At 40.7% G+C, this 24051-nt stretch carries 17 protein-coding genes, 1 tRNA gene and 1 pseudogene; 4 read left to right on the forward strand and 15 right to left on the reverse strand.

What is annotated here, in order from left to right:
* Positions 1-183: 183 nt before the first annotated feature.
* The 6 genes from J4856_RS04055 to J4856_RS04080 form a co-directional block, all read right to left on the reverse strand.
* Positions 184-1050 (reverse strand): alpha-1,2-fucosyltransferase, encoded by an 867-nt coding sequence (locus J4856_RS04055; RefSeq protein ID WP_025837633.1) that lies wholly within the window; start codon positions 1048-1050, stop codon positions 184-186.
* Positions 1047-1826, reverse strand: a complete 780-nt coding sequence (locus tag J4856_RS04060; protein WP_025837631.1) for a glycosyltransferase family 2 protein — start codon at positions 1824-1826, stop codon at positions 1047-1049. The genes J4856_RS04055 and J4856_RS04060 overlap by 4 nt, the downstream gene beginning before the upstream one ends.
* A complete protein-coding gene (locus J4856_RS04065) occupies positions 1792-2940 on the reverse strand; it encodes an O-antigen ligase family protein (protein WP_025837630.1) in 1149 nt (382 codons plus the stop codon). Before J4856_RS04065 ends, J4856_RS04060 begins: the two co-directional genes overlap by 35 nt.
* Positions 2940-4196, reverse strand: coding sequence for an oligosaccharide flippase family protein (locus J4856_RS04070; RefSeq protein ID WP_044081033.1), 1257 nt, complete (start codon positions 4194-4196; stop codon positions 2940-2942). Before J4856_RS04070 ends, J4856_RS04065 begins: the two co-directional genes overlap by 1 nt.
* A 60-nt stretch (positions 4197-4256) precedes the next feature.
* Positions 4257-5309: a chain-length determining protein gene (locus tag J4856_RS04075; RefSeq protein ID WP_025837627.1), complete on the reverse strand. Its 1053-nt coding sequence runs from the start codon at positions 5307-5309 to the stop codon at positions 4257-4259.
* A 423-nt stretch (positions 5310-5732) separates the two neighbouring features.
* Positions 5733-6554, reverse strand: a complete 822-nt coding sequence (locus J4856_RS04080) for a glycosyltransferase (protein ID WP_044081032.1) — start codon at positions 6552-6554, stop codon at positions 5733-5735.
* A gap of 243 nt (positions 6555-6797) precedes the next feature.
* On the opposite strand from J4856_RS04080, the gene J4856_RS04085 reads away from it, so the two are divergent.
* Positions 6798-7904: an MraY family glycosyltransferase gene (locus tag J4856_RS04085; protein ID WP_065367926.1), complete on the forward strand. Its 1107-nt coding sequence runs from the start codon at positions 6798-6800 to the stop codon at positions 7902-7904.
* Positions 7905-8166: 262 nt separating this feature from the next.
* On the opposite strand, the gene J4856_RS04090 is transcribed toward J4856_RS04085, so the two are convergent.
* The 3 genes and pseudogenes from J4856_RS04090 to J4856_RS04100 form a co-directional block, all read right to left on the reverse strand.
* Positions 8167-9777 (reverse strand): beta-N-acetylhexosaminidase, encoded by a 1611-nt coding sequence (locus tag J4856_RS04090; RefSeq protein ID WP_025837623.1) that lies wholly within the window; start codon positions 9775-9777, stop codon positions 8167-8169.
* A 481-nt stretch (positions 9778-10258) separates the two neighbouring features.
* Positions 10259-11254 (reverse strand): annotated as a pseudogene (locus tag J4856_RS04095) (PDDEXK nuclease domain-containing protein); the annotation flags it as partial.
* Positions 11255-12225: 971 nt separating this feature from the next.
* On the reverse strand, positions 12226-13782 hold the full coding sequence (locus J4856_RS04100) for a sulfatase family protein (RefSeq protein ID WP_025837620.1): 1557 nt from the start codon (positions 13780-13782) through the stop codon (positions 12226-12228).
* A 691-nt stretch (positions 13783-14473) separates the two neighbouring features.
* On the opposite strand from J4856_RS04100, the gene J4856_RS04105 reads away from it, so the two are divergent.
* Positions 14474-14887 (forward strand): hypothetical protein, encoded by a 414-nt coding sequence (locus J4856_RS04105; protein WP_083130802.1) that lies wholly within the window; start codon positions 14474-14476, stop codon positions 14885-14887.
* Between the two features lie 271 nt (positions 14888-15158).
* Here J4856_RS04105 and J4856_RS04110 read toward each other — a convergent pair whose 3' ends face one another.
* The 3 genes from J4856_RS04110 to J4856_RS04120 all read right to left on the reverse strand — a co-directional run bounded on the left by J4856_RS04110 (position 15159) and on the right by J4856_RS04120 (position 18170).
* Entirely contained in the window at positions 15159-15488 is a 330-nt protein-coding gene (locus J4856_RS04110) for a cation transporter (protein ID WP_025837618.1), read from the reverse strand.
* 95 nt (positions 15489-15583) lie between these two features.
* Entirely contained in the window at positions 15584-17632 is a 2049-nt protein-coding gene (locus J4856_RS04115) for a TonB-dependent receptor plug domain-containing protein (protein ID WP_025837617.1), read from the reverse strand.
* Between the two features lie 157 nt (positions 17633-17789).
* Positions 17790-18170: a hypothetical protein gene (locus tag J4856_RS04120; RefSeq protein WP_025837616.1), complete on the reverse strand. Its 381-nt coding sequence runs from the start codon at positions 18168-18170 to the stop codon at positions 17790-17792.
* A gap of 61 nt (positions 18171-18231) precedes the next feature.
* Here J4856_RS04120 and J4856_RS04125 point away from each other — a divergent pair, with 61 nt between their 5' ends.
* Positions 18232-19962 carry a GH25 family lysozyme gene (locus J4856_RS04125; RefSeq protein ID WP_025837615.1) on the forward strand — a complete coding sequence of 577 codons (1731 nt, stop codon included), beginning with the start codon at positions 18232-18234 and terminating at the stop codon, positions 19960-19962.
* A gap of 142 nt (positions 19963-20104) precedes the next feature.
* Here J4856_RS04125 and J4856_RS04130 read toward each other — a convergent pair whose 3' ends face one another.
* Positions 20105-20926, reverse strand: a complete 822-nt coding sequence (locus J4856_RS04130; RefSeq protein WP_025837613.1) for a helix-turn-helix transcriptional regulator — start codon at positions 20924-20926, stop codon at positions 20105-20107.
* Positions 20927-21202: 276 nt separating this feature from the next.
* On the opposite strand from J4856_RS04130, the gene J4856_RS04135 reads away from it, so the two are divergent.
* Entirely contained in the window at positions 21203-22048 is an 846-nt protein-coding gene (locus J4856_RS04135) for an aldo/keto reductase (RefSeq protein ID WP_025837610.1), read from the forward strand.
* Positions 22049-22776: 728 nt separating this feature from the next.
* Here the strand turns inward: J4856_RS04135 and J4856_RS04140 are convergent.
* Both J4856_RS04140 and J4856_RS04145 read right to left on the reverse strand, forming a co-directional pair.
* Positions 22777-22849, reverse strand: a tRNA-Met gene (locus J4856_RS04140).
* Between the two features lie 101 nt (positions 22850-22950).
* Positions 22951-23892: an HAD-IA family hydrolase gene (locus tag J4856_RS04145; RefSeq protein WP_025837608.1), complete on the reverse strand. Its 942-nt coding sequence runs from the start codon at positions 23890-23892 to the stop codon at positions 22951-22953.
* Positions 23893-24051: the final 159 nt, after the last annotated feature.

The following is a 24051-nucleotide window of genomic DNA, read 5'->3' on the forward strand; positions in this document are numbered from 1 at the left end:
GTCAAAATGATTTTCAATGACCTAACCTTTTTCTTTATATGAACTATGAAATTAATTACACTTAATCTTTTACAAATTTGTGGATCTTACCCTTTCAATCAAGAAGTTCATTTGTAAATATGTTGTACGTTATCCTAGGATTTTGCCAATAGATAGCTTCAAATGTACTCGGCATAAGTAAACCTATATCTTTATCCAAGAGTCTGGTAAAGTGAAATCACACTCTTCCATATTTAACCATCTCTTTGGTGCAATGACAACCTTACTACTATTCTGATTGAGCCATGCTCCCCACCATGAGAAAGACGAATTTGCAATAATATTATGCGCACAACAAGACATCAACTGCATATCGCGATAACTTTCAGCCCCTGTATTCCAAGTGACATAAACAACAGGAGCCTTAATGTATTGCTCTAAATGCTCTCTACACCACCCTATGTCATTACTAAAAACACAAAAGACTGAAGGTGTAACATAAGTACACATCTTCTCGATGGCTGCATGGTAATAATCGAGGTCGCAGATGCCTTGATAAAGTTTATTCCCTATATAATCGCCTCGTCGTACATGTAAAGCAACGCTATTGCCATCTAACTTTTCTAATAATGATAAATTCTCTTTATCATTAAAAGCAGGGAAAGTAAAAGCCTTCAACACCTTTTCCCGAAAAGCAAGAAAGTATCTTTCATCTTGCCAATAGCCATCAAAGTATCTGTCTCCGTCTTGAATCAGCACAGAACTGTCAAATCGAAGAGAAGAACTTTCTATACACATTCCTTTTCGATGCGGCAAAAGACGTTTGCCAATACGCCACAAAAGATAATTTGGATAGTAATAAGCAACACGCATTATATCAAAAGCAGAAGCTTTTTCAGCTGTTACAGAGAAGATTTTATCCACCTCAAAGCCATTGTGTAGATGATAACCATTGAAGCAAGAAAGGTCCAATGTTACACGTTCCGTTGGGAAAGTTTCCTTCAGGGAAAGGTACAAAGCATATTGGAACATCTGATTTCCCAAGCCACCTAATATCTTAACAATCTTCATCGGCGTATTACTTTTTTTATTATACCCTTTAAATCATTGAGCATAACGATTTTATTAATAAACAAGCAACCTCTTAACAGAAGATGACACTTATACTTCGAGTTGAGAATAGCAATATCCTTCACCTCAGCCTGTTTGACGTCTATCTGATTTGTAATCTTATCCTCATGGTCATTAAAAGAGTCAATGTATAGATTATCTAAGAATTTTCGACGCTTACCTTTCAATAATCGGTAATACCAATCAACATCGACAAGCCAGTTCAATCTGTTATCAAACTCTATAAGATGCGAACGATTAAAAGCTATACAAGAACAAGGACCAATGACATTACAAAGGAAAAGAAGAGAAGGAATGGTAACGAAGAGATTCATCATAGCCCGTGAGAATAAATTAGGCTTTAATACTCCACCATTAAAGACTTTCACACGCGTCACAAGTACGTCATATCCTTTTTGAAACAGCTTATTCAATGAAGACAGATAATCATTTTCTTCAAAGGCTTCATCATGATGTACCACAATAACAAATCTTCCCGTTGCTAGTTGTAACCCATGATTCCAGTTGTTGACAGCCCCTGAGGATGGGACGTGATGTCGATAAACAATAGCGGGGTTATTGAGTGAAGAAACGTAATCTGCTATGGACGAATCATTGGAATCGTCAACCACAACAATCTCATAATCCTTAAAGTCCTGCTTGCAAACAGAACCATAGGCACTCTTGAAAAGGTCAAGATTATTATACGTCGGTAGTACTATTGTGAATGTCTTCATTCAATTCTCGTTTACAAGCAGTCTCATTAATCAGATACCAACTTAATAACAATAATGCAAAGGTATAGGTGTTGTCGAAGCTTCCACCCCAGAAGAGGTCAAGTGTCAGACCAATGAACACTCCTAACTCGACGGAATACTTCTTATAAGCTTTGTATCGTAACAAGGTCCTGACGATACTTACGAGGAAGAATGACAAGACGATAATACCAAAGCTATAGCCAATCGTAAGAATACAAGACTCTGTCACGCCATTTGCAATCAAGTGAGAAGGCGTACTAAAGTCCTGATACTCATCAAGGTGTATATTAAAGAAACCATGACCTATCCATGGATCTTTCGCAATTTCTTTAATGAAATGGAACCAAATAAATGCACGATAGAAATTACTGAGATTAGAGAACATCGTGACAAGCGTGGCTGTAAACACTACGATAATACTCGACACATACATCCCAACCATCATAATCCTACTTCTATATAAGCGAAGGTAATACATCGTTGCAACAACAGCTCCGATAATAAGGTAACGATAAGAACCTGAAAGAATAAGGTTTCCAACCATGGTTGCAAGTCCTAAATAGAAGACTATCTTATTCACTCTCTTCTGATTTAGCATATAGCAAGCTGCAACAAAGGTTATACTTCCTGAATATAAAGCATTACCTTTAAAGCCAGGAAAACGTGCAAGCGATTCTCCAGGACGTACAGGTGGCAGTTCTGTCCAAGGCACATTTACTCCTACAAGAAACAAAAGGTTCGTTCCAAAGTCAAGGATAAAAATGATAAAAACAAAGATGCGTAATGCTTCCAAGCACGACTTCTTATCCTTAACACCCAAGAGAAGGATACAAAGGAAATAGAATTGCCCCCAATAGGCTATGTTCCAAGGTTTCAGACCATTGCATAACGCAAAGTAAAAACCGACTCCCAAGGAGAAACAGATAAACAAAAAGAAGATTGGGGTATATCCCAGACTGCGTAGAAAGGTGGTAGGTGAGAATATCATTAACAGCGAAAGAGCAAACAATCCCATAGGAACGATGCCCGTACCTAGAATCTGGGTAAGGAAAAGAAAGAATGCAAATAAGATATAACGAGCCTTCTCTGACATCACTTTACCTCCTTTCTAACAACGATGATTGTGTACACCAAGAACATAAGAAAGGACACAACGTATGAGACTAATACTGCCATTGACAAGCCATTAGCACCCTCCCCTCTCATACAAAGATAATAAGAGCATCCTACCATTAGCATAGCCCAGACAATATTAATAACAAAACATTGCCACATCTTACCAAGACTATAGACAGCCATCTCAAGGACATTTGCCAAGGCAGAGAAGATTGTTGAGATGGCAAGTATCTGTACGGGTACGGGATTGTCATAGGTAGCACCATACAGTCGCATAATAAAGCCACCAAAGAGTATCACGCCTATTGACAACAACAATGCCGTAACGCCGACTATCAACATATTATACTTTAATGTTGATACGAAAGAAGCCTTTTCTTTATTCAGACTCGATAAAATGGGGAGTACAATCTGGCTAAAAGCTGTAGGGATAAACAAGATGATAACCTTCCACTGGTCGGCTGCCTCAAAGACTGCAAGATCTTGAAAACCTTCTGAACGTACAAGTATTGAACGTATTAACCAGAATGAAGGCGTAATAAGTAACGCCGACAAAGCTGCTGGCAGGCTATAAGTATATAAGATTGAAAAGTCCTTTAATTGGAGTTCTTTGATACTTAACTTCTTTATCTGAATTGCATAAAAGTTCTTGTTGATGGAAAGATGATTCATTACGAAAATCAAGATAAACCCCATACCAAAACCAAGGATTGCTCCGTTGACACCAAAATAATAAGCTCCAAAAATGGTCAGAATAGATTCAAGGATACTTCCTGACAGCGTATTAATCGCTATTGCCTTAAAGTTTTCGAAGCCCATCAGTGCTCCATTCTGAACACCATTGATGATGGAAAAGAACAATAATACTGCGCCCACACGTACTGGTAACACAATACTTGGGTGATGAAGAATATTATTCGCAATAAAGGGTGCACCCAACAATATCAGGATTGCAGTTATCACTGCCATTAAAAATCCAAAGAAATTGGTTGCTGCATATACTGCAGGAATCTTATCTGCTTGTTCAACTCTATATTCAGCAATGTACTTTGTTGACGTAACACCTAACCCCGCAGAGCCCAGAACAATAAACATATTAATTGTGGAGCGCACCATAGAGAACTCTCCGTATGCCTCCTTCTGCAATATATGGGCACAGATAATACCCACCACTAAGGTAAGAAACTTAGCTAAGGCCGTCCCAGTAAACGACCAAGCCAGTCCTTGCCCCATTCTTCGTGATATGGAGGAAGAGTTTAATCGGGTTATAATCTCCTTAACTGTAACCATCAACTATTCGTCCTTTCCACCACCAAACAACAACGAGAAATTACGAATAACGAAGGTGACCATCAAACTGAGGAAAACCACAATAAAGACAAATGCCATACGTTTCGGTCCTGCAGGCTTAACGGGGACTGATGCACTCTGAACCATCGTAAATGAAGGAGTATGCTCTTGCAACTTTGCCTGTGCATTTTGCAACTGTGTACTTAACGCACTATAAGCATTAAACTTCAATTGCATATCATTCTCCAAATCATCACGTTGCGACTGAAGTTCCTGCAAAATAACATCTTGATTTGCATCCGAAAAGGCAGCATACTTCTGACGTGCATTCTCATACTTCTTCTTTGCCTCGGCAACTAACTTCGTATAATACTTCACGTCATTCTTCATCTTATTTGTTTTATAGTTTGTGATGAAGTCCTGCAATTTGGCACGTACCGAGTCAGCAATCGTTGCACTAATCAGTGGGTCTTGATCTTCCACTGAAATGGTTATCAACCCCGTCTTAATATCAATATCACAAGCAATACTTTTCTTTATCTTTGTGAAGATTTCATCCTGCTTTTTATTAAGCATAAAAGGGTTAATGGAGTCGGTTTTACTTGTAAGGGTATCGTTGTCACCAAACTTCTTACCAAACCATAAAATAACCTTAGTGTAAGGTGACTCCTTCTGATGATGATAAAGATAATCATAGTAATTTGTCTTTACCGAACCATCTTTTGTTTGTACAGGAATCTGGAGCAAGCTCTTAACAAACTCATTAGACTTCATCAAGTCTGGATAAAGACTGGGCTGCAAGGCATTGCCAGAAGCGACATCACCAAGATCCACACCAAAAGAAGAAGCAATAGAACTCAATTTACCACCACCTTCTGCATTATCCATTTCAGGAGCAAGGGAAATATCACACTTATAATAGCGAGGAACAGGTAAAATAATTAGGATTGAACCTACCAAAGCAACAACAAAAACGATAATATATCGTAACAGGTCATGCTTAAGCTTTTTGAGAAAGGAAACAATTGCAACATCCTCTTTCTTTTGATCTTCCATTGAAAATATATTTTATTCTTTATTTATCTTTAACAATTTACTAAGTAAAAATAAAAACGCAAAGTTAGCTATTTTATTGCATTATATCTGTGTAGATAAACCAAATATTTATAATCCTTAAAAACTCGGCTCTCTAATGATTCATGTGGGTAGTTCGTCATAGAACATAAAAATATTGTCAAGAAGTATAGCCTCCAACAAAACACGACTCTAGGTTGACCTTAGGTTTAATACGCTTAACGCACATTAAATTCCTACCTTTCCATATACAGCAATGGTGTTAATCCTCCGCACATGTGGTGCATACCCTCCGCACCATTAGTGCTAAGCATCCGCACCACACGTGCTAAGCACCCGCACCAAACCGGTGGGATATCAACACACAATCCACACGATGCGTTATAGAGCCAGAAACTCCTCAAGCTATGTCTTTCTTATCAGCTTATACAGCCGTTTACGGATAGGCAAAGGCATAACACGAGTAGTAAACCGGATAACAACACTTTGACAGAAAACATGGAATGGGATGAAGCCCATCTTCAACATTTTTTCCAAGATACGTACCTCATCACAAGCATACTTCCATCCACCACGCTTGCCTACCGTGTCTTCAGAGTAGCGAAACCACAATAAAGAGTCTTGAATATTATAAAACTTACTTCCATTCTTTAGCATACGCAACCAGAGAAAGTAATCTTCAGGAAAATATTCTGTCAGATAACCACCAGCAGCTAATACTGCTGCTTTACGATACATCACTGTCGGATGGTTGACTGGACATCTATACTGGGCGTATCGCTTTATCTCTTCATTCTGCTCTGGCACCTTTCTTTTAGTCTTTACCACCATCTTATCGTCCGAGAACTCATCTACCCAAGACCCTACCAAATCATAGTCCTTATGCGTCTTTAACCAGTTATACTCCACTTCAAATCTATTGGGTTTACAGATATCATCGGCATCCATACGCGCTATTATGTCGTATTTGCAAAGCTGCAACCCATCATTCAGCGTTTTGCCCAACCCTCTATTCTCTGGATATGGTACTACCTTTAATGATGCATATCGCATAGTAAATGACTTTATAACATCATATAAAGCATCCGTTAAAGGTCCATCCTCTAACAAAACTACTTCAGCAGCTTCCACCGTCTGAGAAAAGATACTCTCTAAACTTTCACGAAGGAAAGTAGGATTATCTTTCTTGTAAACAGCCATTAAAACTGAAATATCAATTCGTTCCATATATCGATTAAAAGGGTTACTTAACAAAAAATCTTCAAAAGATTCGTCTAAGGCGCATGGTATAACGATTCTAATGAAATCTCATATTTACAAAAATACAAAAAGAAAATAACAAAGAACAATGCGTGACAAGAAATTTCAATAAAAACAATTGATGTTGAAGATAAATTATATTTTTTTAGATATCTAAATGCAATAATATAGCAATTTAAGAGTTATATTGAACACAAGAATAGAAATAGGATGTTGACATATACGTTAATAATTCTTTTTGCTTTTACCATGAGCGCTATTTGTGGATTTATTATGATTCCACAAATTATTTCCTTCTGTAAGAAGAAGAACTTATACGATGCTCCAGATGCTAGGAAAATACACAAGAGTGCTGTTCCGCGTTTAGGGGGTGTCTCTTTTATGCCCAGTATGCTGATTGCTACAATTGTTGCACTATTGGTATGGGTCTCTACATGCAAGTGTAACAAGATATGTGTCAGCCCTTGGTGCATCTTCTTTGGTATCGGCATCACCATCATCTATATAACAGGTGTCATTGACGACATCTTTGGTGTGAGAGCAAGGGTAAAACTTCTTATGCAGATTGTCGTTGCCAGTCTGCTCCCTATGTCCTATCTTTACATCAATAACCTCTATGGATTCTTAGGCATCTATGAGATTCCACCACTTGTAGGAACTATCTTAACCATTGGTGTACTGGTATTTATCATGAATGCTATCAACTTGATTGATGGTATTGATGGACTCTCTGCAAGTCTTACGCTCATTGCCTTAGGCGGTCTTTTCTATATCTTTCATCGTGAACAGATATGGGTTTACTGCATCCTCATTGCAGGCTTGATGGGTGTTTTGATTCCCTTCCTTTATCATAACATTTGGGGGAAAGAAGAAAAAAATCAAAAGATATTTATGGGTGACTCTGGTAGTCTGACACTGGGGTATATCCTTGGTGTACTGATGATTAAGTTCTGTATGTACAACCCACATGTGATGCCTTACCAGAAGGGCGCTACACTCCTCTCCGTGACTTTACTTCTTGTACCAACCTTCGATGTGTTCAGAGTTATCATCGTAAGACTCATAAACCATAAACCAATTTTCACCGCAGACAAGAACCATATTCATCATAAGCTGATGCGTACAGGATTGACACAACACCAGACATTGATTAGCGTTATTTTATTATCGGTCCTTTTTATTATTATCAACCTTACCCTCTTCAACGAACTCGTCGTAACTTGGATTATTGCGATAGATATTCTTATCTACATTGCCTTCCAATACTCTCTCGATGTCATCATAAAAAGGAAAAACTTACAACCCTTTGTGCAATAATATGAATTAAAGCTGTTGCAACACGAGGAACACGGAGGTTTGATAAATACAAGACGATGGCGACTCCGTTGTCACCATCACTTTCCATGTACTACCTTTTAGAAACCCGTTTCTTATTCTTCTGAGACCGAAATAGATATACACCACTCTAATCAATAGGGAGAAACAAAAACGGCTGGTAAGACACGAGATGAGTTCTCGTACCTTATCAGCCGTTTTAATTTTAAGGCTTGTATGAGCCTAGGCTAATACGTCTTTGTTGTTACTTCTTCTCCTTGTACAGGTCCTGACAAGTCTTCCAACCGAAGTGTTTGTAGAGTTCGTTAAGACGTGTCTCACGCTCCTTGAAAGACGCAAAGTCCTTCTTAGCATTCTCTGTCCAACCAGTCTCTGCCATAGCTGCAACACGTGGGAGGAGCTGGAAGAAAGCCAGGTCGCGACCAATGATATACTCTGTCCAAAGATTAGCCTGAACACCCTTGATATGCTTCTTCAACTCAGGTGCAGCATCATCTGGCACTGGGTTGTAGCCGTAAGTTGTCTCAACAGGGAGGAAACCACCGATGAGCGTCATCGTGTTGTCTTTTCTCTGGTAGTAATCGAGATAGTAGTAGTTTACTGGTGTCATGATTGCATCCAAGCCACGCTTAGCAGCCTCAATACCACCATTCACGCCACGCCAGCTCATGACAGTCGTACCCTTATCAACATCACCCTCGAGAATCTCGTCCCAACCGATGATGTAACGACCCTTCTCTGCCAAGTGCTTCGCTGCCTGGTTCATAAAGTGAGCCTGTAGCTGAGCCTCTGCAGAGAAACCATTTGAGCCCTTCAAGCCAAGACGCTTGATTTCAGCCTGACAGCGTGGACAGTGTTGCCAACGAATACGTGGAGCCTCATCACCACCGATGTGAATATACTTAGATGGGAAAATATCAATAATTTCGTCTAAGACGTTGTTCACAAACTCGTAAGTCTTAGGGTTTCCAGCACAGAGAATATCTGGGAAAACACCCCATTGCTCAGCCACTTTGTAAGGACCACCCGTACAACCAAGCTCTGGATAAGCTGCCAATGCACCGAGCATGTGACCCGGCATATCAATCTCTGGGATAACAGTGATATAACGATCAGCTGCATACTTCACAACCTCACGCATCTCGTCCTTTGTATAGTAACCACCGTATGGAGTCTCATCAAAGAGTCCTGTCATACGACCGATAACCGTCTGTGCACGCTTTGAACCCACTTCTGTAAGCTTTGGATAGCGGTCAATCTGCGCACGCCAGCCCTGATCCTCAGTGAGATGCCAGTGGAAGGTGTTGATGTTATGGAGTGCAAGCATATCGATGAACTCTTTGATAAAGCTCATCTTGAAGTAGTGACGAGCGCAATCAAGCATCGTACCACGATAAGCAAAACGTGGATAGTCAGCAATACGTGTTGCTGGGAAGGTTACGTTCTCAACCTTCTCCAATGGCAATGACTTGCGAAGTGTCTGAATACCATAGAAAACACCACGCGGAGTCTTACCCTCAACTGTAATATTTTTACCCTTTACGGTGATAACATATCCTTCCTCGTTCTCTACCTTTGCATTGAGTTTCAAAGTGATAGTATTGCCCTTCTTATTCATTCCATTGAGTACAATACCTGTCTTCTCTTGGATATACTGCTTCAAGAACTCACCATTACGGCGCATCGCCTCATCGTTGCTTGCCACGTTGATAATGGTGTTAGCATCCAAAACAAAAGCTGCACCTTTCTCAGCAGTGATGCTCTGTGGTAGCGGCACTACCTGGTAGTTCGCGTCTGTGGCATGAAGCGAGATGCTCGCAATCATCAATGCCACTGAAAGTAAGATTTTCTTCATTCTGATTAATATGAATATTTTGTATTTAGGTTTTTTGTCGGAATTCCATCTTCCAAAGGCAAAGATACAAAAAAAAAGTGAGTTAATACTTGTTATGGGTAAAAAGTGTAGAAAAAATACTCATTCCCTATAATAAGCTTCTATCGTCTCTCTCGAAACTACTTATATAAGGTATAGGAGCGTAAAGATTTATCTCCCATTAGCTACACCTTCTACCCACAAAATTCATGGAAGCCCCGACAATCCCCCTTGTTACAGCTTACAAAATATCTCAATCAAAAAAATAGGTTTTTGCATTATGATCTATTTTCTTGATAACCTCAAACGCATCGTTTATACAAAAATCATACTCATAGACAAGCAAGGTAAATACATGACAATACTCATTATAGATATTCTAGGAAACGTTCTAACTTTTCCAAAGACATATACTTGTAATATATTTGTTCATTCATATTTATATGAGTTGTTAACAGGTTTATAACATGACTACTACGTATGCATGCATACTGGATGTTATAAAGAATCAAGTCGGCATAGAAATCTGATTCGCCTATTTCAAAATGCTTTTGCTGTGCAACAAACGCAAAGCCACTCCCCATTTTCAAAAGATATTTGGTGATGTGAGAAACTAATTGACGCTCCACATCTCGTTCAGTCATCTTTTCCGTTTGTCCCATCATGTCAAAGATATAAGGGTCTTTCATCAGATAGTTGGCAAGGTCGCTTTGTGGATTGGGTAAGCATACTGCGAAGTTACTGACCTTCTTTGCAGCAATCTGTCTAGCAAAAAGGTTTGTCTCAATCTGCATTTGCAGAACATTGCGACTCCATCCATTAGCTACTGCTTGCGTAATGTACCAGTAACGCTCACCCAAGGGCAACTGGCTGTTAAGTAGGATTACATGGCTTGCCCAGTTGGTGCGAACAATGGCTGATTGCTTGAAGACTTCTTCTATCTGACTGATGTCGCTGTGGTAGATAGCCGACAAAGTTTTTCTGATACTTCGCGCAATTACGCAACAGGGTGTTGCGTAATTATATCTCCTTGAATATCTGAATTTTGAATTAGTGCAACAGGCTGTTGCGTAAACTGATTAAGTTCGTTTGTTAATTGTAATACATTATCAACCGAAGGGCTATTAAGCAACTCTTCAACCTTACCCATTTCCGTTAGAACCTCCATAGGATAAGCCTTTGCAAACTGGCACATATAGATAAGATTACGAGTGGAATACCCCTTCTTGTCTGGATATTTAGAACGTATCGCTTTAGAAAGTTTGTCAATGACTTTGCTTCCCCAACCTTCTTTCTTTTGGAGGTTAAGAATAAAATGCCCTACTTTCCAATAGTGGAAAAGCATATCGGCATTAGCCGAAGTAATCATGCGTACTTGTATATGCTCTAGGTCGGTACCAATAGCTCGTACGATGAGGGATAAATCTTGTTTCTCTGTTTTTCTTAATTCTTGGCGCATACTATCTGGGTGTTATAACTGACCGAATTTCCTCAGGGTCTTCGTCTTGATTCGTCTGTAATGTCAATACAAGATTTCATGGCAACGAGCTGTTACCTTCTATGGAACTATCAGTCATGAACAAAATCCGTTGGGGAAACTAATAGACATGCAAATGGGAGATGCATTCTCACAATGAAAATATCGCATTTCTTACCGTTCTCCAAATTGAAGATGATTCTCCGTTTAAGGTTCATGCTTTTAGGTGTATAGATTTCTGCTTCCGAAGTTACACCCTTAAAATGATATTACCAAAGATTTTCGCAGAAATCTTATCTTGTTGACACAGCATACAAACTAATCATAATTAAGAACTAGCGGTCCCTCTCCCATACCCCTCCCCTAAAGGGGTTGAGACCAATCACTTAATTGCAAAATCGAGCACTCTTAATGGTTAATAAACAAACAGATGCCTGCATATATTACTACAAAAGTTCAAAAGTCAAAGGTAAAATTCAAAAGTCAAAATTAAACGTCTAATGCTCTGAATTATCTTTACATTTATTCAGACTTTAATCTTCAAAAAGCGGTCAAAAACTCCATTTTTATCGCCTTTGCAATCCACTCACTATCAGCATATTACAAACACGCTTCTAAAAGGGCGTTAACAAGGGGCTTGAAGGGCGTTAACAAGGTCCTTAAAGGGCACCTATTAGAAGGCAAAAGGGCGTTAATTGAAATCCAATTAACGTCCTCTTACTTTTTAATATTTGAATTTTCTTTACATGTAGCAGTTGTTTAAGAACAACTTATATAAAGAAAATATTCTCCATAAAATAACCCTACTGGCATGTGGCTTGCTATTCTCGATGTTGAATGACTTAGACACATTATATATATAGTATGTATCACATCCATGCCATACATCATATATATAGCTTCACGAGAAAGACAACTGCGTAAGGATTCTATATGGGAATAGAAAGAACTTACTACTTCATGTTGTTCTCCTTCTTGCGAATTGGGTCATCATACTGATTCTGCAGCTGGAGGAGTTGCTTCTTTAGATTCTGCGTGAGCTTCTCCGTGCCAGGCTTACCATAGATATTGTGCATCTGTTCTGGGTCTTTCTTTAGATCGTAAAGTTCCCAAGCGTCAATATCATTATAGAAATGGATAAGCGAATAACGTTTGGTACGAATACCATAGTGACGGCAAACAGAGTGCTCGGCAGGGTATTCATAGTAGTGATAGTAGAGCGACTGACGCCAGTTGGCTGGCTTCTTACCCTCAAGGAGTGGTAGGAAAGAACGGCCCTGGATGTCGGATGGAATCTTTGCACCTGCTACATCGAGGAAGGTTGGAGCATAATCGATGTTTTGTACCATCTGACTGATAACGCCATGCTTACCACCTGGATAGTAAATCAACAGCGGTGTGCGGAAGGATTCCTCATACATAAAACGCTTATCGAACCATCCGTGTTCACCCATATAGAAACCTTGGTCAGAAGTATAGACAATCATCGTGTTTTCCAAGAGTCCGTGCTGGCGCAGATAATCAATGACACGTCCTACGTTGCGGTCAACAGAGTGAATCACACGCATGTAGTCGTGCATGTAACGCTGATACTTCCATTCAGCGAGTGCCTTACCAGAGAGTTTGTCTTCCTTAAACTTCTTGATGATTGGGTCATAGTAGCTATCCCACTGGGCACGCTGTGATGGTGTCATACGTTTGTAGTTAGCACGTCCCCATTCTTCAAGACCAGTCGTGGTATGAATCTCATTTTCCTTGTCAGCCATCTTGTTGTCATAGACGAGGTCCATATCCTTTATGATGCTCATCTTCTGCTTCTGTGCAGCAAGACGACCAGAATAGTCATCGTAGAAGGTCTTTGGCAATGGATATTTGATGTCATCATAGAGGCGAAGGTCGCAGGTATCAGGATTCCACACACGATGAGGTGCCTTGTTGTGCATCAACAGACAGAACGGCTTGTTCTTATCACGTTTGTTCTCCATCCAGTCAATTGCCATATCGGCAATGATGTTGGTCACATAACCCGGACGGCGTATGCGCTTACCATTGCTTAGGAAGTCAGGGTTGTAGTAGTCACCCTGTCCGATAAGGATATCCCAGTAGTTGAAGCCTGTTGGTAGGGAGGTAAGATGCCACTTACCAATCATAGCGGTCTGATAGCCCTGCTTCTGCAGCAACTTTGGGAAGGTCTGCTGTTCTCCATCAAAGGTCTTGGAGTTGTCAGTGAAACCATTGGCATGACTATGCTTGCCCGTAAGCATACAAGCACGTGACGGACCACTTAGTGAGTTGGCAACGAAGCTCTCTTGGAATTTCACACCATTGTCAGCCAGCCAGTCGATGTTAGGTGTACTAATGAAACGTTTGTCGTAAGCACTGATGGTTTGATACGAATGGTCATCGCTCATGATAAAAACGATGTTCATCGGTTTCTTCTGTGCGTGAGCAGGTACGACGGCACCCATTGCAAGCGCTCCTGTCAAACCACATAAAACTTTTGTTTGCATATATGATAAATTAGTTTATATCAACTATTTATCCCCTCCTAGGATGCTGCTCCATAGGCTATCAATGAGAGCATACGCATTTGAACGAAAGGAGATAATCACAATGATTTAGGTTTATGCGTGCAAATATAACACTTTTTTTAGTATCAGACAAAAGATGTAAAGAATAAGTCGGGATTTTTAATGGTTTAGCGGGTAGCAACTAGCCTCACAAAGAAAACTGGCCCATACCCCAACTGATCCCATACCCCATAGGGAGGGGCGTGATATGTTCTTATATCATTCTGGCTACTCGTCAACTTGCTAACTGAACAACAATGATATTGATATTCGCCCTGAAAGCTAAGAAGTAAAATATCAATACTTAAAATTAAAAAGATATAGCTCAATATTTATAGATTAACCAAATGGTTTTAGCCCGTTCTGTCAACTTTTTTCCGACTTATGATTATGGTCATTGTTTTGTTAGTTTTATTTAAATAAAAATTTTCGGTATTGAACATATACTGCACCATGCTATTTTACCTTTGCAACTATCGCAAGAAATAGTCTTCTCCCCAGTAGATTATTTCGATGAGGATGATACACATACCACCTGACGACTTCTCCTACTGACCGATTTTGCGTCACTATAATATAAGGTGGTAGATGATTGAAACACATTTATTCTATAACAAAAACACCAAGACCAATGACAAAGAGAGTGACAATAACAATGAAGGCTACTCACCTCTGGACAAAAGAAGAGGAGGAGCAATTGACAAGAAGAATTGTGAATAATTTTCACGACCTAATCAATAGAAGCGAAGACGAAGGATTATATTGGACCGGCTTAAAGTGCGACCTCATAGAACTAGCCCACATGGTTTGGGAGAGCGGTGCTTTATTGGATGCGACGGGACACCCCTTAGATTTCCGAACGATTGTACGGAATATATGTAGGGTACTTCACGTGCGCGAACCTAACAATCCCTCATCCGTTATCTCCGCTGTACGTGCTAGAAAGAACGTAAGAGTTGGTCCGCTCCGTGAACGTTATCTGCAACTTATCAGTAAAGCTAAGATTCAAGACCCGATGAGGTTGGAGATAAGGAGAAACAAGTAAAAGGGGAAAAAAGTAAAAACGTTATTGCTCAAAATTCAAAGTTCATAGGAGAAAGTTCAATATTCAAGGTCCAAAGTACAAAACTCAAAGGGGAAAGTTCAATATTCAAAATACAAAACTCAAAGTTCAAAGTACAAAACTCAAAGGGAATAAAAAAAAGGGGCAAACTTCAAATACAGTAGGATAGACTGTTGATTCGAAGTTTGCCCCTTCGCCTATTTATAGTATAGGCATCAGAGAATTACAATTTGAAATCTGTGTATTCTGACAATTACATATTATCGCATTCCTCATTTTCATGAACAGGAATCTTAGCATCCTCTGTTGTTTTCTCTGCCTTATAACCAAATTTCGTAAAGGATTTCTGCAACTGTTCCTCCGTAGTCTTCTTAGGATCGTAAGTGATATAGACCTTCTGTGTCTCAGCGTTCGTCTTGATTTCCTTAATACCCTTTACAAAACGGAGGTTGTTCTTTACTTTCGCCTCACAGTTAGCACAGTGCATCTGTGGAGTAGTTGTGAAGATAACTGTCTTAATGTCTTTGGCTGTTGCAATCATGGCTACCATGAGCATCAGCATTGTGAAAATAGCTTTTTTCATAATTGTTCTTTGTTTGAGGGAGACGTCCGAAAGCGTGTTTCAAGACGTCTCTCTGTGTTGTCGTTTATGTTATTCTATTGTAAATGAATCAATGTTTACTGTCGTTTACCGAGGTTCAGACGGATACCAACGTATGCCATGGCACCCTCGACAGGACCATAGACCATTGTTGGTTCGAAGCTGTTAGCCCACGGATTTTGATAACCAATGATAGGGTTCTTCTGCTTATAATTGGTAAGGTTTTCCCCACCTATGTAAAGCGAGAAGTGGCGGAAGTAGCGTGTCACCTGCCCGCTAAGCTGTCCGTAAGCCTTATAGCTGCCTGCCCATGAGCGTTCGCCCGATGCTAAGGTGTAAGATTCTGGCATTCTACCACCTCCGTTCAAGGCTGCAGTAGCATCAAACTGCCAGAGTCCTAAAGGTGTTTTATAGCTGAGCGTCAAGAGTCCTTTGTAACGACTCTGCAGTGGTTTCCACATCAGTTTTCCTCCATACGTCGCCTTAACGAGGTTATATCGGTAGGCTGCTCCCAGCTCAAGACCCTTGAACAAAGGATAAGAAGCTTCGATTTGGAAGGTATGCGAGAAGCTCTTTCCATTGAGATTTGTGATATGCAGCTCCTGTGGATTACTGTCATAGTCAATCAACATCTGTGAAAGGAAGTGCGTGTAATAGTAATCAGTATTGATTTTCAGCATCTTATTTCCTATTGGAATGTTGAAATTAAGACTCGCACCATAGTTCCATGCAGCCTCTTGATCGAGCTTATCGATGATGAGTCGGCGCCCCGAAGCCATGAGGTAATTGTTCTCAGCCAGTGCGTGCGGACTGCGATAGCCCTTACCTGCAGAGAGGCGAAGGGTCAGGAAGTCAGCTGGCACCCATTTCAAGTGGAAGCGAGGAGTGAAGAACGTACCATAAACATTGCTATGGTCGACGCGCAATCCTGCCATAGCGATGAATCGACTATGCAGATTATAGGTGTACTGAACGTATGCGCCCGGTGTTGTTTCGCTCTCAATACCACGTGTGAGCGGGTAGATATTACCATAATCAGAAGGCACAGCCGTTGCTGGGAGTGTCAGCGTCTGATGCAAGTAATCATGGTTGAGACTCAAACCAGCAGAGAGATTGTGCTCATCGGTGAAGTTTGTCTCAAACATAAGTGATGCATAAGCATTCTTCTCGTTGACATCATACTGCTTAATACCATATTGCGCCTGCTGCTTGTGCATAGATACATTACCCATCAAAGCGATGTTTGTGGCGTGTTCCTGATTGAGAACAAAGGCATGTTTCATATAAGCCTCGTAGCGGTCGGTGCCGATATCAATGCGATAAGGATTCGTTGCAGCAGCATGAGGAGTCTGACCACTCACGCGATCTTCCTTCAACAGCGACAAACCAGCATGTAAGATATAATCGCCCTTCTTCCAAAACCAACGGTTCTGCAGGTTGTATTGTCTCACCTTTGGGGCATCTTGGAATCCGTCTCCATTGCCATCATGATGTAGCCAGTTGTTCTCATAGTGGGCAAGGATTTCCGTACTGAGGTTCTTGTTGCCATTGATATGAATGTTACCATCCGCATTTGCCTCGAATCTTCCCACCGTATTGCCATAGAGGTTGACACTCAAACCTGTTGGATCTTCAGGTTTAACGTATTCCACATTAATCTGACCTGTCATCGCTTCGTAGCCATTCTTGACGGATGTATTACCCTTACTCACCTGCATACTCTTCATCCAACTGCCTGGAACATAGCCCAAACCGTAAGGGAGGGCAGCACCACGAAAGTTAGGAAGGTTCTCGGTCAGCATCTGAACATACGTACCACTTAGACCAAGGAGTTTGATTTGTTTGGCACCAGTAGTTGCATCCGAGTAGTTTACATCTACCGAAGCATTGTTGACAAAGCTCTCACCAAGGTTACAGCAAGCAGCCTTGAAGAGTTCGTCACGTAGGATGTCTTTACCGTTGATGGCTCCAGAGAGCGATCTCACTGATGCCTTTCTTGCGGTGACAGTCACGTCAGAGAGCGTCTGATCTTTTAGGGTTGCGGTCGAGTCGACTACAGTATTCTGTGCGGTAGCAGGTAGGACAGACAGCAAGGTCAGTCCTGCTAAATATATAATTTTATTCATTTTGTTTGATATTCAGTTGTTATTTAAAATTTATAAAGCCTGTGTGGTATCAGAATGGGAAACATACTGATACGCTTTTTTACCCGAACACACTTGTGTAACAGGTACGATAAACCTTCTGTTGCCCATTTCATGAGGAACAGAAAACAACCAAAAATCAAATGATAAGTGTCGTAAGTAATCGGAGATATTGGCGTGGCGGACTATGCCAGAGCAACGACAATATCCTCTCTGGGGCCTTTGTCAAAACAGGCAAAGGCAATAATTGACAATCACTTACGAATTGTGGGAGAAGAAAAAGCTGTATAGGCTGGATGTGGTAAAAGTCATTGTGCGCCATGTCTGTGGGCGACAAGGTTTTTACCTCAATCTTCATGCAATTTTTTACATCGTTATCATTGCAATGACCCTTATCTTCCATCTTAGCAACAGACACACTACCAGTATGTGCGCACACCACTGTCATGATGCCCGAACCAATCCATACTATCATCGTTGACAATAGAAGGGATAGTAATATGTCTGTCGTTTTTCTCATAAACTTGGCTGCAAAGTTAGATAATTATTTGTAACTTTGCAAATATTTTAGATTTATTTTAATGTTCAACTACCGCCCTTCAAGGCGAACCCTGTATGTAGGAGGGGGCATTTTGCTTGTCCTTCTACTCATATATATTGTCTTTCGTTGTCTGCCCCCTTCACAAGAGGAGGTGGATAAGAGTGCTGTGACCATTCGTCAGGAGGCGTATTACACGTTAGAGGCTGATGGTAAGCCCCTTGCATACTTTGCTGATTATGTCGATTCGGCGTTTGTGGGTGGCTCTATCAATAAGGATTCGATTTATACACGTAGTATCACGCAGCGCGGTTATTGGGTGAACCGATTGCCCGTAGTGCCTTCTTGCCACGGACGTATTCTCATTCGCTGGAATTATAAACCCTTAACAATCGTCAACTTGAAAGGAAAAGGGGTGCTAAGGCTTATTCGTCAGACGATGACTCAAATGGATTCGGAGTTAGACGGATTGCAAACGAAGCGCAATGAGATGGGTTATTATCTTCGTGTACATAGTGTTCAGGATTACGGATATAACAAGATTGCGGAGTATCATACCGAAGTGGTGCAGCAGATGGATTCGCTTCGTCGGATGATAAAGGTATTAGATTCTCTCTCTACTTCTTCTGCCCAACTGCGCATTAGACAGCAAAATCGCTATGCTATCCTGACTTCCTCTAAGAAGGCGAAACCTACTGTTTGCAGCCGATTGGAAATAGATAAGAAGAATGATTGCGTACTCTTACAAACCGAAAGTAAAAGAACACCAATTCGCTTGATTACTCGCTTGCAAAAAACTGGGGCGATAGACGCACTGAACACATACTATAAGACCCACGCAGCTACTATCAGCAACCTTGCAAAGGGCATTCGTATTGTTAGCGGACGATATGAGGGTGAGAACCAGAAGGGCGTTCCGAATGGTTATGGAAAGTACTATGGCGACGATGGCAGCTTCTATGACGGACATTGGAAGGACGGAAAACGCAACGGCTTTGGCATCTATGTTGCGCCACACGAGTATCTACAAGTGGGCGAATGGAAGGCGGATGTGTTTAAAGGTGAACGCCTTACGTATACTCCCGACCGCATCTACGGCATCGACCTCTCACGTCATCAGCACGAAAAGAATAATAAGGTGTATCACATCTATTGGAACAAACTGCGCATTACCGACCTCGGTACGCTGAGTACGAAGACTATCAAGGGGAAGGTGGATTATCCTGTTTCCTTCGCTTACGTGAAGTCTACGGAGGGTTGTACGGTTCTGAATACTTACTACGAAGTTGATTATAAAGCCGCACGTGCACATGGCATACGGACTGGAACCTATCATTTCTTCTCTACTAAATCAGCGGGTGTAGCACAAGCTGACTATTTCCTAAAATGTAGTAAGTTTAACAAGGGTGACTTGCCGCCAGTCTTAGACGTTGAGCCAACCGACGCACAGATTGTGGCAATGGGTGGTCCGAAGGTGATGTTCCACCATATTCGTGCGTGGATGAGTCGTGTGCAGAAGCATACAGGTAAACGTCCTATCCTTTATATCAGTCAGACTTTTGCCAATACCTATATGCCATTGGCACCCGATTTGGGCGATAACTATCACATTTGGATAGCCCGTTATGGCGAATATAAGCCCAACTTCAAGTTAGCTTACTGGCAGTTAAGTCCTGATGGTAAGGTGCGTGGTATCCATGGCGATGTCGACATCAACGTCTTCAATGGCTATTGCAACCAGTATGAGGAGTTCCTTAAGCGACATTGCTTCTAAGGAGAGGGAGAAAATCATTATATAATTATCCGATAGAAAGGTAGTATAAAGAACGAAATAAAAATAAAGTAAAGCTGTATTAGACTTCTAATGCAGCTTTTCTTGTGTCATAAAGCGATAGGAACGATCGTCCTAATGAGGATTATGCCTTAGAACTTCTATATTTACTTGGCGTCATTCCTAAGTGTTTAGAGCAGTATCGGCTGAAATAGGAAAGGGAAGTAAAATTCATGATATCACTGATTTGCGTCAGTGAGAGCCTTTCGTCATCAAGATATTTACGTAGTATGGGGATGGTGGCACGGTCGACATAGGAGGTAATTGTTTCTCCTGTGGCACGCTTGACGACACGTGAAAGATACTTCAAAGACACATGCAGCTGGTCAGCAAAATAGGAAGCATCCCGCTGTGTACGTGTAATCCCAGTAGAAAGCATCCTTAGAAACTCATTGACCACATAATTGGCATGGTCTACGTGCTCCTGATTACGATAATAGATAGTGTGAAATTCAAAGATATCATATATCATCGTAAGGCACAGACTTTCCATGATTTCACGATAAAAGATAGCATCTTTCTCTCCGAGTCTGTCACGAAGGTGGTGAATATCAGCTAAGAATTTCTCTGCATTCTCCGCAGAAAGCGGGATAATAGGGTCTTGATAGAGACTCATACTTCCTCTGATGCTGTAATTGTTTGGGGGAAGTGAATTTCTAAGAAAGTGAGCATTAGCAGCGAAACACTCTATTCGGAAATCGTTTGTGACGGCAATATTCTTTACCTCGTCAGGGCGACTTATAACGATAAGGTCATTCTTATTGATGTGAAAACACGACTCGTTATAGACGAAGCTACCCTCCCCACCCATGCAGATAATATGAAAAATGCAGTGAGAAAACCGCTCATCCTCTATCATGTGGATATCGGTTGAATAAGCAAGGTCGAAGTCCTTTAATATCATCATATTGCAAAAATAAGCACTATTTTGGTCTACTCCAAATCTTTTTTGTGTAAAAAGTGAAACAATAGGTAGAAAAAGTGAAACAAATCATTGGTTTCTTTTGTGTAATTTTGCACCGTCAAACGATAATAACAAGTTTTGTTGTCGAAGCAAAAGCACAGTCCTTTTATGGGATAAGATGCTTTTTTACAGGTTGTTAACAATCGAGTTTGAATCCGTCTAACGACATAAAATAATAAGTAGAACAAATAATTCATTAATAAATAAGCAAGACGAAATATGGAAACAATCAAATTAAGCAACGGAGTTGAGATGCCTCTTTTGGGCTATGGAGTATTTTTGGTAAGTCCTGACGAGTGCGAACGCTGTGTGAGTGAGGCTCTGAAAGTAGGCTATCGCCTTATTGACACCGCCCAGATTTATGGTAATGAAGAAGGTGTCGGACGTGCTTGGCGCAAGAGTGGACTTAGACGTGACGAACTTTTCCTCGTAACTAAGGTGTGGCCTTCTAATGCAGGAGAGGAGAAGGCTGCTGCCAGCATTGAAGAGAGTCTGCGTAAACTTGATACAGACTATATTGACCTTCTGCTCATTCATCAGCAATATGGCGATATCTATGGTACATGGCGAGCTATGGAGAAAGCCTATCGTAGCGGTAAGGTGAGAGCTATCGGTGTGTCTAACTTTCAGGCAGGACGCTTCTTCGAATTTGCTCATTATGTAGATGTAAAGCCGATGATCAATCAGTTGCAGTGTAACGTTATGGCACAGCAGAACGATATTATACCAGTCTTGAATGAGACCGATACAAAGATGATGGCGTGGGGACCACTTGGAGGACAGGGTGTAGACGGTATTGTGCAGAACGAAATTCTCTCGGCTATAGGTGCCAAATATGGTAAAACAGCTGCTCAGGTGGCACTCCGTTGGCTCACTCAGCGTGGTATTGTAGCCATTCCAAAGAGTGTACACGTAGAGCGTATGCAGCAGAATTTTGATATCTTCGACTTCAGTCTTACCGCTGATGAAATGACGCAGGTGGCTACGCTTAACCAGCAAGATGCAGGATTTATCGACTTCAATAGCCTTTCTTTTGTCAAGTATCTTATTGAAAAATACGGATAAATTTGGCAGAAAACTGATTAAAGGGACTGGGATGTTAAAACGCAAAGCCTGATAATTCCTCTTTATGCTTACTCCTCCTAACAGAGATTATTGCGGTAAGTGACTTGTTAATTTATTAGTCTTTTCACGCGTTAATTAACCGTTGTTTTGTAAAGAAAGTTCAAATCTTAAAAATAAAAAGGGCGTTAATTGGCTTCCAATTAACGCCCTTTTGGCTTGCAAAAGGTGCCCTTTAAGCCCCATACTAACGCCCTTTTGAAGTCCTATTAGGTACCTTTTGAAAGTCACTCCCGCAACTAATTGATTACAAAGGCGGTAAATTTTCTTGTTTTTAGTTCAGTCCCCAGCCCTTTTCATATTTATTTTGTAAATATACTTCTAACCGAGAGCATTCGTGTTTACTAATTGAATGTGCGTTATTTAAATCTCACACCGCGCCAAGGAGCGTTAAATACTTTGAACTTTTTATCCTTTGAACTTTGAGATTTGAACATTGAACTTTTTGATTTGTGCTTTAACCCTTGATTTTTTATCCTTTGAACTTTGAGATTTGAACATTGAACTTTTTGATTTGTGCTTTAACCCTTGATTTTTCCAGTTGAATATTTTTCCTACAATGGTAATCATAATTATGAATTGTGAATTATGAATTCTGAATTAATATTAGTTTTTGGTGGACACAAAAAAAGCTTAGAAAACTTATTACTAAGTATTTCTAAGCTTTGAAGTTGCGGGTGCAGGACTCGAACATGCGACCTCCAGGTTATGAGCCTGGCGAGCTACCAACTGCTCCAACCCGCGATGTTAATTAAGATTGATTCATCGATGAACAGATGTCATTTCTGAATTGCGAGTGCAAAGGTAGTAGTTTATTACGAAACCACCAAAGATTTATACATTATTTAACAAACTATCCACTCGGCTTTTGCTGCCTCCAGACTCTCTCTGCTACCATTGCCATAGGTGACACCGCATGTGTGAGTGCCGGCATTGCGACCCATGAGAATGTCATACTCAGCATCACCAACGACAAGTGCCTCATGCGCTTCAACGTTAAAATAACTCAAGGTGGTAAGGACTGCTTCGGCAGCCGGTTTCTTGTTGACAACATCATCAGCACCAATCAGATATGTTATGTACTCCGATAACCCCAAATCCTTTACCAACATAGCAAGTGAATGATGATTACGACTACTTGCTATTGACATTGCAACACCTTGCGCCGCAAGCCTTTTAAGCGTTTCGATAACACCAGGGAAAGGTGTCACCGCACCCGGTACATTCTTCACATTGAAAATATCACTATAAACTTTTGCACATTCTTCAGCCTGTTCGTCGTTCATCGGAATGATGGATGAGAAGCCTTCCTTCAGTGGTAGACCTATCGTTCGCACACACTCCTCACGACTTCGCTTTGGCAGATTCAATTGTTCTATTGTTGCAAGCATCGTATCGGTAATCAACTTTTGTGAGTCACCAAGTGTCCCATCAAAATCAAAGATAACCAAACGAATGCCTGAAAGAATGTCTGGATTGGAGAAAAGGTCAGGACAATAACGCCTTCCGACATTGCCATCCGCATTGAAAGGCACGCCCTCCACCTGCTTCTTACGTCTGAAATAACCTTTTACCCGCTTGTAGCCTTCAGCCCCAAGGATAGCAATACCGCCATATTGAAAACTCTTTGCCAATCCGAAGAAAACCGTAAACAATACGCCTTTTACCGCCGTTGACACGGGAAAGAACACTTGTACAAAAGAAAGGATATAAAAAGGGACGCACATCATGAGTACGATAACACCCGTACGGAAAGATAGTTTTTGAAGTTTACTTTTAATTGACATGTCTGCACTCAGTTTTATTTCAAGACGCAAATTTAGATAAAAACTTCCTATTATAAGTCATTCTAAACGTAATTAAATAATAAAAAGAAGTTGATAGCATAAAAACTAACACTGTGCTTTCGCACATTCCAACAATTATTAGTAAATTTGCAGCGCAAA

The sequence above is a fragment of the Prevotella scopos JCM 17725 genome (assembly GCF_018127785.1).
Lineage (GTDB): Bacteria > Bacteroidota > Bacteroidia > Bacteroidales > Bacteroidaceae > Prevotella > Prevotella scopos.